The organism is Kineococcus gurbantunggutensis, from assembly GCF_050871925.1.
In the GTDB taxonomy this organism is placed as follows: Bacteria; Actinomycetota; Actinomycetes; order Actinomycetales; family Kineococcaceae; genus Kineococcus.
The window spans coordinates 1-11,206 of sequence record NZ_JBJLSG010000159.1 but is presented as its reverse complement, the minus strand read 5'-3'; the positions used below and the strand labels follow the sequence as shown (position 1 = coordinate 11,206).

At 79.0% G+C, this 11,206-nt stretch carries 12 protein-coding genes; 4 read left to right on the top strand and 8 right to left on the bottom strand.

Going from position 1 to position 11,206, the window contains the following annotated elements:
- Nucleotides 1–66: 66 nt before the first annotated feature.
- Nucleotides 67–912, bottom strand: a complete 846-nt coding sequence (locus ACRYR7_RS21170) for a helix-turn-helix transcriptional regulator (protein ID WP_432574091.1) — start codon at nucleotides 910–912, stop codon at nucleotides 67–69.
- A gap of 146 nt (nucleotides 913–1,058) precedes the next feature.
- Here ACRYR7_RS21170 and ACRYR7_RS21165 point away from each other — a divergent pair, with 146 nt between their 5' ends.
- On the top strand, nucleotides 1,059–2,159 hold the full coding sequence (locus ACRYR7_RS21165) for an aldo/keto reductase (RefSeq protein WP_432574090.1): 1,101 nt from the start codon (nucleotides 1,059–1,061) through the stop codon (nucleotides 2,157–2,159).
- On the opposite strand, the gene ACRYR7_RS21160 is transcribed toward ACRYR7_RS21165, so the two are convergent.
- The 5 genes from ACRYR7_RS21160 to ACRYR7_RS21140 all read right to left on the bottom strand — a co-directional run bounded on the left by ACRYR7_RS21160 (nucleotide 2,128) and on the right by ACRYR7_RS21140 (nucleotide 6,274).
- Nucleotides 2,128–2,406: an acyl-CoA carboxylase epsilon subunit gene (locus tag ACRYR7_RS21160; protein WP_432574089.1), complete on the bottom strand. Its 279-nt coding sequence runs from the start codon at nucleotides 2,404–2,406 to the stop codon at nucleotides 2,128–2,130. The genes ACRYR7_RS21165 and ACRYR7_RS21160 overlap by 32 nt on opposite strands.
- A complete protein-coding gene (locus ACRYR7_RS21155; RefSeq protein ID WP_432574088.1) occupies nucleotides 2,403–3,860 on the bottom strand; it encodes a carboxyl transferase domain-containing protein in 1,458 nt (485 codons plus the stop codon). Before ACRYR7_RS21155 ends, ACRYR7_RS21160 begins: the two co-directional genes overlap by 4 nt.
- Nucleotides 3,857–4,741, bottom strand: a complete 885-nt coding sequence (locus ACRYR7_RS21150; protein WP_432574087.1) for a 5-oxoprolinase subunit C family protein — start codon at nucleotides 4,739–4,741, stop codon at nucleotides 3,857–3,859. The genes ACRYR7_RS21155 and ACRYR7_RS21150 overlap by 4 nt, the downstream gene beginning before the upstream one ends.
- Nucleotides 4,738–5,400 carry a 5-oxoprolinase subunit B family protein gene (locus ACRYR7_RS21145; protein ID WP_432574086.1) on the bottom strand — a complete coding sequence of 221 codons (663 nt, stop codon included), beginning with the start codon at nucleotides 5,398–5,400 and terminating at the stop codon, nucleotides 4,738–4,740. Before ACRYR7_RS21145 ends, ACRYR7_RS21150 begins: the two co-directional genes overlap by 4 nt.
- A 154-nt stretch (nucleotides 5,401–5,554) precedes the next feature.
- Nucleotides 5,555–6,274 carry a GntR family transcriptional regulator gene (locus ACRYR7_RS21140; RefSeq protein ID WP_432574085.1) on the bottom strand — a complete coding sequence of 240 codons (720 nt, stop codon included), beginning with the start codon at nucleotides 6,272–6,274 and terminating at the stop codon, nucleotides 5,555–5,557.
- Between the two features lie 103 nt (nucleotides 6,275–6,377).
- On the opposite strand from ACRYR7_RS21140, the gene ACRYR7_RS21135 reads away from it, so the two are divergent.
- The 3 genes from ACRYR7_RS21135 to ACRYR7_RS21125 are packed head-to-tail and all read left to right on the top strand — an operon-like array spanning nucleotide 6,378 to nucleotide 9,768.
- Nucleotides 6,378–7,781: a hypothetical protein gene (locus ACRYR7_RS21135; RefSeq protein WP_432574084.1), complete on the top strand. Its 1,404-nt coding sequence runs from the start codon at nucleotides 6,378–6,380 to the stop codon at nucleotides 7,779–7,781.
- The gene (locus ACRYR7_RS21130) at nucleotides 7,778–8,995 is read left to right on the top strand and encodes an NRAMP family divalent metal transporter (protein ID WP_432574083.1); all 1,218 of its coding nucleotides are present in this window, start codon (nucleotides 7,778–7,780) and stop codon (nucleotides 8,993–8,995) included. Before ACRYR7_RS21135 ends, ACRYR7_RS21130 begins: the two co-directional genes overlap by 4 nt.
- A 5-nt stretch (nucleotides 8,996–9,000) precedes the next feature.
- A complete protein-coding gene (locus tag ACRYR7_RS21125) occupies nucleotides 9,001–9,768 on the top strand; it encodes a LamB/YcsF family protein (protein ID WP_432574082.1) in 768 nt (255 codons plus the stop codon).
- 3 nt (nucleotides 9,769–9,771) lie between these two features.
- Here ACRYR7_RS21125 and ACRYR7_RS21120 read toward each other — a convergent pair whose 3' ends face one another.
- Both ACRYR7_RS21120 and ACRYR7_RS21115 read right to left on the bottom strand, forming a co-directional pair.
- A complete protein-coding gene (locus ACRYR7_RS21120) occupies nucleotides 9,772–10,284 on the bottom strand; it encodes a nuclear transport factor 2 family protein (protein WP_432574081.1) in 513 nt (170 codons plus the stop codon).
- 71 nt (nucleotides 10,285–10,355) lie between these two features.
- Complete coding sequence (locus ACRYR7_RS21115; RefSeq protein WP_432574080.1) at nucleotides 10,356–10,991, bottom strand: NmrA family NAD(P)-binding protein; 636 nt, start codon at nucleotides 10,989–10,991, stop codon at nucleotides 10,356–10,358.
- Nucleotides 10,992–11,206 lie beyond the last annotated feature (215 nt).

Genomic DNA, 11,206 nt, shown 5'->3' with positions numbered 1-11,206 from the left:
GGCCGGGTAACAGCCGGGTGTGAGGGGGGTGGGGGCGGGGGGGGGGGGGGGCCCCCCGGGGACCCCTCAGCCGCGCGGCACCCCCGGCGCGCTGCCCGCGGAGGCGTGCCAGCTCGCCAGCAGGCTCAGCCGCTCGGCGGTCGCCGACCCCGCCTCGCAGGTGAGCACCACCACCGTCTGCGCCGGTTCCCCGGCGACCGCCAGCACCTCGTACCCCAGGTCCAGCTCGCCGACCGCGGGGTGGTGCATCCGCTTGGCGCCGGCGACGCGCTCGCGCAGGTCCTGGCGCGCCCACAACCGCCGGAACTCCGCGCTGGCGCGCAGCAGCTCGGCCACGAGCGCGGCGGTGCCCTCGTCGCCGGGGGCGCGGCCGGCCTCCAGGCGCAGGTACGCCGCGCTCTCCTCGGCCACCGCGGGCCAGTCCAGGTAGAGGGTGCGCGCCGCCGGGTCCAGGAAGGTGTGCCGCACCGCGTTGCGCTGCGCGGCGGGCAGCGCCGAGAACCCCAGCAGCGCCTCGCCCAGCGCGTTCCACGCCAGCACCCGCCCGCCGGCGCCCAGCACGAACGCCGGCGCGCCGCCGAGCAGGTCCAGCACCCGCCGCGTGCCCGGGCGCACCCGCGGCAGCGCCGCCGGCGCGCCGCGCGCCGGGCGCGCCAGCCGGTGCAGGTGCTCGCGCTCCACCTCCTCCAGCCCCAGCACGCGCGCCACGGCGTCCAGCACCGCGTCCGACACCCCCGGGGTGCGGCCCTGCTCCAGGCGCACGTAGTAGTCGACGCTGACGCCGGCCAGGCGCGCCACCTCCTCCCGGCGCAGCCCGGGCACCCGCCGCGGGCCGTGCTCGGGCAGTCCCGCGTCCTGCGGGCGCACGCGCGCCCGGCGCGAGCGCAGGAAACCACCGATCTCCGAAGCCACGGCCGCAGCCTGCCAGGACCGCGCCCGCCGGACGTGGGTACTGCCGGACCCACCCACCGGCAGGGCCCTGGGCCCGGTGCCGCGCCCGCGCCACGGTGGTGCCACCGGCGGGCGCAGGGCCCGCCGCCAGCACCCCGGAGGTCCCCGTGCAGCACCGAACCCTCGGCCGTTCCGGCCTGTCCGTCTCCGCCTTCGCCCTGGGCACCATGACGTTCGGCGCCGGCACCGACCGCGCCGAGGCGTTCGCCCAGCTCGACGCGTTCACCGCCGCCGGCGGCACCCTGGTCGACACCGCCGACGTGTACGCCGGCGGGGAGTCCGAGCGCCTCGTCGGGCAGTGGCTGGCCGCCCGGCCCGCCGACGTCACCGAGCACGTCGTGCTGGCCACCAAGGGCCGCTTCCCCACCGACGAGGGCCCCAACGGCGCGGGCCTGTCGCGCCGGCACCTCACCCGGGCGCTGGAGGGCTCGCTGCGCCGGCTGGGCGTGGACTCGGTCGACCTCTACCAGGCGCACAGCTGGGACCCGCTGACCCCGCTGGAGGAGACGCTGTCCTTCCTCGACGACGCCGTGCGCGCCGGCAAGGTGCGCTACGCGGGGGTGTCGAACTTCACCGGCTGGCAGGTGCAGAAGACCGCCGACGTCGCCGCCGCCCGCGGCGGGCAGCCGATCGCCTCGCTGCAGCTGCAGTACAACCTGCTCGCCCGCGAGGTCGAGTGGGAGCTGGTGCCCGCCGCGGCCTCCGCCGGCGCCGGGCTGCTGGCGTGGTCGCCGCTGGCCGGCGGGGTGCTCAGCGGCAAGTACGCCCCCGGCCGGCGGCCCGCGCCCGGCACCCGCCTGGCGGACCCGCTGCAGGCGCAGCTGTTCGGCTCGCGCACCGGCGCCGAGCGCACGTGGGCGGTCCTGGCCGAGCTGGAGCGGGTCGCCCGCGACCACGGCGCCACCCCGGCGCAGGTGGCGCTGGCGTGGCTGGCCGCCCGCCCGGGCGTGGCCTCCGTGGTGCTGGGCGCGCGCACGCTCGCGCAGCTGGAGTCCAACCTCGACGCGGCCGGCACGTCCGTCTCCGCCGAGGGGACCGCGCGGCTGGACGCCGTCAGCGCCCCCGCCGTCGACTACCCCTACGGCGGGTTCGCCCCGGCCGGCCGCCTGCGCGACCCCGCCGGCGCGCCGACCACCCCGCCGACCACCCCGCCGGTCGCCGAGCCCGCCCCCCGGCTCACCGCCGAGCCGGTGCCGGCGGGCGCCTGAGCCCCCCGCTGCGCCCGGTCCCGCCCTGCTCCGTCGGCGGCGCCGGCAGCGGGCGCCGCAGCAGGGACTCGGGAGCGCCCCAGCCGTCCGTCCAGGACGGGCGCGGCGCGGGCGGCGGTCCCTGCGCCGCGCGCCGGTGCAGCACCTGCACGACGGCCGCGACCGCGGCCACCACGGCCGCCAGCTCGACGTCCGTGGGGCCGCCGGTGACCACCCAGGCGTCCCCGCCGGGCGCCGGCGCGCTCACAGCGGCACGTTCCCGTGCCGGCGCGCCGGCGGGGGGACCGCCTTGCGCTGCAGCAGGCGCAGCGCGCGGGCCAGGTGGGCGCGGGTGGCGCCCGGTGCGAGCACCGCGTCCACGTCCCCGGCGGCCACCGCGGCCCCCGGCGCGGCCCGCTCCTCCTGCTCGGCCAGCCGCCGCAGCCACTGCGCCTCGGCGTCGCGCCCGCTCGCGGCGGCGACGGCCAGCTCCTCCCCGTGCGCGGCGGCCACCTGCGCCACCGCCTCGCGCGCGCCCAGCCGTGCGCGCGGCCAGGCCAGCACCACGTCCGCGCCCACGTGCCGCGAGCCCAGCGCCGTCGCGGCCGGGCCGTGCGCGCGGCCGGTGAGGACGGTGAGCAGCGGCACGGAGGCCTCGGCGTAGGCGTACAGCAGCTGCGCGGCGGCGGCGGTGAGGTCCCCGGCGGCGCCCTCGGCGGCGGGGACGAACCCGGCGGTGTCCACCGCGGTGAGCACCGGCAGGCCGAACGCGTCGCAGAACCGCACGAACCGGGCCGCCTTCGCGCAGGCCGCCGCGTCCAGGGCGCCGGCCAGGACGGCCGGCTGGGTGGCCACCACCCCGGTGCTGCGCCCGTCGATGCGGGCGAACGCCGTCACCACGCTCGCCGCGTGCTGCGCGTGCAGCTCCAGGAACCCGTCGTCGGCGAGGTGCTCCAGCACCGCGCGCACGTCGTGGGGGGCGGCGGGGTCCGCGGGCAGCAGGGCGTCCAGCTCGTCGTCGGGGTCCTCGTCCAGCTCCCCGTCCAGGCCCCCGTCCCACCCGCCGTCCCACCCGCCCGGCGGCGCGGGGCGCGGTGCGGTGGCGAGGTTGTTGCTGGGCAGGTGCGCCAGCAGCTCGCGCACGAACCCCGCCGCGGCCACCGCGTCCGGCTCCACCCGCGCGAAGCGGCCGGTGCTCCCCGCGTGCAGCGCGGCGGTGCCGGCGGGTGCCGGCGACCCGCCGGCCGCGGCCACCGCGCCGGGGTCGGCCAGCGCCGAGCGCGCCGCGGCGGTGGCCACGACCACGTCGGCCAGCGGCAGCAGCAGGGCCCGCTCGGCGTCGGCCGCGCCGAGCACGACGGCGACCTGCGGCACCACCCCGGACAGCGCGACGGCGCTGCGCACCAGCTCCCCGAAGCCCTGCGCGGTCCCGGGCCCGGTGGCGTCGTGCACGGTGACCAGCGGGCGGCCCGTGCGGGCGGCCAGCGCGCGCACCCGCACCTCGGCCGCCACCGCCGCCGCGCCCAGCGGGCCGCCGGCGCCGGGGCCGGTGTGCGCCAGCACGCACACGTCGCGGCCCTCGACGGTGCCGAACCCGGCGAGCACCCCCGGCCCGCCCCCGCCGGGGACCTCGGCCAGCGGCGTGAGGGAACCCCCGTCGAGCAGGGCCCGCACGAAACCCTCCGCGCCGCCGTCCGCGCCGCCGTCCGCGCCGTCGCTCATGCCGGGACCTCCACGTGCTCGGGGACGGGGCGGAAGCGCAGGGACTGCCCGGGGCGCACCTGCGCGACGAGGTCGACGTCGGCCTCGCGCACCACGCCGACCACCGGGTACCCGCCGGTGATCGGGTGGTCGGGGCCGAACAGCACCGGCCGTCCGGTGGGCGGCACCTGCAGGGAACCCAGGGCCACGCCCTCGGAGGGCAGTTCGGCGCTCACCGCGCGCACCAGCGGCGGCTGCCCCGCGGGGCGCTCCAGGCGCACGCCGACCCGGTCGGACTCCGGCGTCACCGTCCAGGAGCCGCGGAACAGGACGGCGGGGTCCTCGAACCAGTCCGCGCGCGGGCCCGGGCGCACGGCCAGGGTGACCGTGCCGGTGGCGGGCGCCGGCACCGGCACGGTGCGCACCGGCGGGAACCGCGCCGGCGGCGGCCCCACGGGCAGCCGGTCGCCGGCGGCCAGCGGCTCGGGGCCGATGCCGGCCAGGGTGTCGCGGCTGCGCGAGCCCAGCACCGGCTCCAGCGCCAGGCCGCCGCGCACCGCGACGTAGGCGCGCAGCCCCGCCGCGGCCGCGCCCAGCCGCAGGGTCTGCCCCGCGCGCAGCACCAGCACGCTCGCGTGCCCGGCGGGGGAGCCGTCGACGTCCACCGGCACCGGGGCCCCGGTGACGGCGAGCACGGCCGGCGCCGCGGCGCGCAGCACCAGCCCGCCCAGCAGCACCTCCACGCCGGCGTGGCCCTCGGGGTTGCCGACGAGCCGGTTCGCCAGGCGCAGCGCGCCCCGGTCGGCCGCCCCGGCCACGCCCACCCCGTAGCGGAACAGCCCCGGCCGGCCCAGGTCCTGCACGGTGCTCAGCGCCCCGGGCGCCAGGACCTCCAGGCTCACGCGCCCTCCCGCACGAACCGCACCCCGCTGCCCGGGCGCAGCAGCGCCGGCGGGTCCGCGGCCGGGTCCCACAGCACCGCGTCGGTGGTGCCGACGACCTGCCAGCCGCCGGGGGAGCGGCGCGGGTAGACGGCGCTGTACCCGTCGGCCAGGGCCACCGCCCCCGCCGGCACGGCCGTGCGCGACTGCCGCCGGCGCGGCACGACCAGCCGCCGGTCGGGGGAGGTGAGGTAGCCGAAACCGGGCGCGAACCCCACGAAGGCGCACCGCCAGGTGGTGCCGGTGTGCCGGGCGACGACGTCCTCCGGGGTGGTGCCCAGCAGGTCCGCGACGTCGGCGAGGTCCTCGCCGTCGTAGCGCACCGGGATCGTCACCACCTCCGCCCCGCCGAGGCCGTCGCCGTCGTCGTCGGCGTCGTCGGCGCCGCCGCCGCTCGCTGGCAGCGCCCGCCAGCGGCGCAGCACCTCGCGCCCGGCCGCCTCGCGGTCCGCCCCGGCGCGCAGGGTCACCAGCGCGGTGCGGGCGGCGGGCAGGACGTCCTCCACGCCCTCGGGGGCCTCGCGCTCCAGGGAGCGCGCGAACGCCGGCAGCCGGGCGGGGTCGTCGGCCTCGAGCAGCCAGGCGCGGTCCCCGGCGGGCAGCAGGCGCACCGGGTTCACGCAGGCACCGCGGCGGGCTTCGCGGCGCCTGCCGCGGTGGGCGTCGCGGTGGGCGGGGCCTGGGCGGTCGGGCTCACGGTCACCTCCGGGCGGGAGCGGTGCGCTGGAACTCTAGGGATCGTTGAACGATCTGTCAGCCCCGGGCGCGCCGGCCTCAGCCCCGCCCCGGCGCCCCGGCCGCGCGGTGCGCCGCCAGGAGCTGCCGCTCGGCGCGGTCGAGGTACTCGGCGAGCAGCCGGCCCGCCCTGCCGCGCTCGCCGGCCTCGAGGTGGTCGGCGATGCGCTCGTTGTCGCGCAGGTACGGCTCGTGGAAGGGGCGCGGGTCGGTGATCACCACGAACGCCAGGCGCAGCTCGGCGAGCAGGTGGCGCATGCTCTCGTCCATCCGCGGGCTGCGGGCCAGGGCGACCAGCGAGCGGTGGAAGCGCATGTTGGCGCTGGCCACGCCCGCCCAGTCCTGCTCCCGCGCGGCGGCCCAGCCCTCCTCGACCGCGGAGCGGACCGGTTGCAGCGCAGCGCTGTCGTGCTCGGCGTCCACGGCGGCGAACTCCAGCAGCCGGCGGAAGCGGTAGACGTCGGCCACGTCCGCGGCCGTCAGGGTGCGCACGAGGACCCCGCGGTGCAGCTCGTGGCGCAGCAGCCCCTCGTGCGTCAGCAGCCGGAACGCCTCGCGCAGGGTGTTGCGCGAGACGCCCAGCGAGGCGCTGACGGCGCCCTCGCGCAGCCGCGCCCCCGGCGTCAGCGCGCCGTCCACCACCAGCTCGCGCAGCGCGTCGGCGACCCGCTCGGCGCTGCTCGCGCCGGTCAGGGCGCGCCCGGCGGAGCTGAGCCGCTCGGGCAGCCCGTCCCCCTGGTCCCGAGGCGCCGCACCCACCGGCGAAACATAGCGTTCACGGCGCGGGCGTTGCCAGATCGTTGAACAACTCGTAGCGTCACCGCCCACCACCCCCACCCCCGACGCACTGAGCGAGGTCGCCGTGGTCGTCCCCCGCAGGCTCCGCCGCAGCACCGCCCCGACGCGCGGGGGGTGGCGCTCGGCGCTCCTCGGCGCCTCCGCCACCGCGCTCGTCGCCGGGGCCGCCGTCGCGCCGCCGGCCGCCGGCGGCGCCGCCGAGCACCCCCCGCCGGCCCCGCCCGCCGGGTGCGCCGCGCCCGGCACCGTCCCGACCGTGGAGGAGTCGCGGCTGGGCTCGCCGCTGGTGCCCGGCGGGGAGCCCGCCGCCCGGCAGTTCCTGCGCGCCGCCGGGTTCGAGCCGCTCGTGGACGGGTTCTCCGAGCGGCTGTGCGCGGCGGCCACCCTGGCCGAGGCGCTGGAGGTGGTCCGCACCGGCGGGCAGGAGCTGTGGGACACCGCCGTCGCCCGCGCCCAGGGGCGCCTGGAGATCGGCACGATCGACCGCTACGACGACCGCCCGCTGTACTGGGCGCGCACCACGATGAGCGCGGCGGTGCGCGCGCTGCAGGCGGAGTACCTCACCAGCGGCCTGCAGCGCCAGGGGCTGCTGCACACCCTGGACCGCACCAGCCGCGGCATCTCCTCCGTGGCCTGGTCCACCGAGGAGCCCGGCGCCACCCGCGTGGTCATCAGCGGCTTCGACACCTACAGCCTGGACAGCAGCCTGCGGAACTCCAACCCCTCCGGGGCCACCGCCCTGCAGCTGGACGGGCGCACCGTCCCCACGCCCGCCGGGCCGGTCACCGTCGAGGCCGTCGTGCTGCCGGTGAACTACACCGACTTCGACCAGGGCGTCGTGGAGGACGCCTTCGGCCCCGTCCTGCGCACCGGCGAGGACCGCGCGGACATGATCATGACGATCAGCCAGACCGGCCGCGGGCGCATGGACGTCGAGCAGTGGGCGGCCAACGCCCGCGGCGGGTCCCCGGACAACAACCGCAACCAGCAGTTCGGGCCCGTCTCGCGGCCCTCGCACTGGCCGCAGCCTGCGGACTCGCCGGAGTGGATCGAGACGACCCTGCCGTACGAGGCGATGATCGCCGCCGGCACCGGGCCGTGGCCGGTGCGGCTGAACGACGGGATCTGCGAGTGGCCCGCCGGGACCTGGCCGGACCCCACCGCGCTGCGCTGCGCCGACGACCCCTCGCCGGGCAGCACCGCCGGTTCCGGCCCCGGCGGCAGCTACCTGTCCAACGAGAGCATGTACCGCTCGAACCGGCTGCGGATCGGGATGCAGGCGTGGGACGTGCCCGGCGGGCACCTGCACGTCTCCGCCCTGGAGTACCCGCAGGACCCGGCCGCGCTCACCGACGCCGCGTTCGAGGCCGACCGCCGCGCCGTCGTGGACCAGACGGTCGCGCTGGTCACCGCCGCCGGCGCCGCCGTGCGCGCCACCCGCCCCGCCCCGCCGTGGACCGCGCCGTGAGCAGCCCCGCCCCCGCGCGCGCCGAGCGGACCCCGAAGACCTCCCGGACCCTGCTCGGGGCCATGTTCCTCATGGCCACCAGCGCCATCGGCCCCGGCTTCATCACCCAGACCACGACGTTCACCGCGCAGCTGGGCGCGGCGTTCGCGTTCGCCATCGTGGTGAGCATCCTCGTCGACGTCGCGCTGCAGCTGAACGTGTGGCGCGTCATCGGCGTCTCGGGGCTGCGCGCGCAGGAGCTCGGCAACCGGGTGCTGCCCGGCGTCGGATGGGTGCTCACCGCCCTGGTGGTGCTGGGCGGGCTGGTGTTCAACATCGGCAACGTCGCCGGCGCCGGGCTGGGCCTGGACGCGCTGCTCGGCCTGGACACCCGCTGGGGAGCGGCGCTGTCGGCGCTGCTCGCGGTGGCGATCTTCCTCAGCCGGGCCGCCGGGGCCGCCCTGGACCGCATCGTCGTCGTCCTGGGCCTGGTGATGATCGCGATGACGGCCTACGTGGCGGTCGTCTCCGATCCGCCCGTCGGCGCCGCGCTGCGCAACGTCGTGGCGCCGGAGACGGTCGACCCGCTGGCCATCACGACCCTCATCGGCGGGACCGTCGGCGGTTACATCACCTACGCCGGCGCCCACCGCCTGGTGGACGCCGGCGTGACGGGGCCGGAGAACCTGCGCAGCATCAGCCGCGGTTCCGTCAGCGGCATCCTCGTCACCGCCGTCATGCGCGCGCTGCTGTTCCTGGCGGTGCTCGGCGTGGTCGCCGGCGGCACGGCGCTGGCGGCGGAGAACCCGGCCGCCTCGGCGTTCCAGGCCGCCGCCGGCCAGGTGGGGCTGCGGGTGTTCGGCGTCATCCTGTGGGCGGCCGCGCTCACCTCGGTGATCGGCGCCTCGTACACCTCCGTCAGCTTCCTCACCGGCTCCTCCACGCCGGTGCGCGTGCGCAACGCCCTGACGGTGCTGTTCATCGTCGTCTCCACGGCGTTCTTCGTCCTGGCCGGCGCGGCGCCGGTGGGGCTGCTGGTGTTCGCCGGGGCGTTCAACGGGCTGATCCTGCCCATCGGGCTCGTCGTCGTGCTGTGGGTGGCGCTGCGCCGGCGCGACCTGCTCGGCGGCTACCGCTACCCGCGCTGGCTGATCGGGACCGGCCTGCTGGCGTGGCTGGTCACCCTGTTCCTGGCCTACCGCTCGCTGTCCACCCTCGGAACGATCTGGAGCTGAACCCCGTGCAGAGCACCGCGAGCGTGGACCTGAACTCCGACCTCGGCGAGAGCTTCAGCCGCTGGACCCTGGGCGACGACGAGGCCCTGCTGGACGTGGTGACCAGCGCGAACGTGGCGTGCGGCTTCCACGCCGGGGACCCCACCGTCCTGCGCCGCACCTGCGAGCTGGCCGCCGCCCGCGGGGTCGTCGTCGGCGCCCAGGTCGGCTACCGGGACCTGCCCGGCTTCGGCCGCCGGTTCATCGACGTGGACCCCGCCGAGCTGGTCAACGACGTGCTGTACCAGGTCGGCGCGCTGGAGGCGTTCGCCCGCGTCGCCGGCACGCGCGTCGCCTACGTCAAGCCCCACGGCGCCCTGTACAACGCGATCGTCCACCACGAGGCGCAGGCCGCCGCCGTCGTGGAGGCCGTCCGGCGCTACGACCCCGCGCTGCCCGTGCTGGGCCTGCCCGGTTCGCGGTTCCTGGACCTGGCCGCCGCGGCGGGCCTGCGCACCGTCGCCGAGGCGTTCGCCGACCGCGCCTACACCCCGGCCGGCACCCTGGTGCCGCGCTCGCAGCCCGGGGCCGTGCTGCACGACGCCGAGGAGGTCGCCCGCCGGTGCGTGCGCCTGGCCACCGCCGGTGAGGTGGTGGCCGTGGACGGCAGCGTCGTGCCCGTGGCCGCGGAGTCGATCTGCGTGCACGGCGACACCCCCGGGGCGGTGGGGATCGCCCGGCGCGTGCGCGCGGCCCTGGAGGAGGCCGGCGTGCGCGTGGCCGCCTCCGCCTGAGGCTCAGCCCGCGGCGGGCGCCTGCAGCACGGCGCTGTTGCCCTCGGCCCAGCTCACGCTCGCGGTCAGGGCCGTGATGCGCCAGCCGGTGCCGCTGCGCCGCAGCCGCACGTCGTAGTGGCCGCCGTTGTGCCACACCGGCGAGCCCAGCGTGCCCTCCCGGCGCAGGTGCGCCAGCACGTTGGCGGTGGCGCGGGCGCGGTCCCCGTCGAGCTCGACGAGCACGCCGGTGGTCACGTGCTGGGTGCTGTCCAGGTGGCCCACCTGCGCGCGCCAGCGCTCGACGAGCTCGGCGCCGCCGAGCGTCTCCGGCTCCCCGCCGAACGGCTGGGTGTAGTCCAGCACCAGCTCCTCGGCGAACACCTCCCGCAGCGCGTCCCAGTCGCGGCGGTCCAGCAGCCAGCTCATGCGGGTCACGGCGTCCTGGACCGCGAGGCGGTCGGCCAGCAGCGCCGCGGGGTCCGCGGGGTTCGCGGGGTTCGCGGGGTCCACGGGGTTCGCGGTGGTCGTGGTCACGGGGGGTCCTCCTGGGTCGGTGCGGGTGCTCGGTGCGGGTGCTCGGTGCGGGCGGTCGGTGCGGGTGGTGCTCAGGCGGGGGTCTCGGCGAGCAGGTCGCGCAGCGCGCGCGGGGGCCGGCCGGTCAGGCGCTGCACGGTGTCGGTGGTGCGGTCCTCGGCGCCGCGGGCGACCGCCCCGTCCAGGGCGGCCAGGGAGCGGGCGAAGGCCTCCGGCGCCCCGGCGGCCACCCAGCGGCGGGTGAGCTCCTCCACGCTGACGGCCTCGTGCCGCACGGTGCGCCCGCGCGCCCGCGAGACCAGCTCGGCCACGTCGGACCAGCTCAGGGCCTCGGGGCCGGTCAGGACGTGCTCGGTGTCGTGGGAGGGCTCGTCGAGCAGCGCGCGCACGGCGACCGCGGCGATGTCGCGCGCGTCCACCAGGGCCAGGCGCCCGCGCCCCGTGGCGGTGACGATGCGGCCCTCCTCGCGGAGGGAGCGGGCCAGCGGGTGCCCGCCGGTGACGTTCTGCTGGAACCAGGACGGGCGCAGGACGGCCCACTCGGGCACGCGCTCGCGCACCAGGGCGTGCACCTCGCCCAGGCCGGGGTCGCCGGCGGCCACCGCGGAGGAGCTGAGCAGCACCGCCCGGCGCAGCCCGGCGCGCAGGGCGGTGTCGAGGAAGGCGTCCACGAGCGGGGCGGGGTCGGCCACGCCGGTGGGGGCCACCAGGTAGGCGCGCCCGGCGCCGGCGACGGCGGCCGCGTGGGTGGCCGGGTCGGCCCAGTCGAAGCGGACGTCGGCGCCGGGGCCGCGCCCGGCGGTGGGGGGGGGGGGGGGGGGGGGGGGGGGGGGGGGGGGGGGGGGGGGGGGGGGGGGGGGGGGGGGGGGGGGGGGGGGGGGGGGGGGGGGGGGGGGGGGGGGGGGGGGGGGGGGGGGGGGGG

What these genes read in the sequence shown, in the direction of transcription:
- ACRYR7_RS21155 (WP_432574088.1), bottom strand. Translation starts at nt 3,860, where the DNA reads ATGAGCGACGGCGCGGACGGCGGCGCGGACGGCGGCGCGGAGGGTTTC.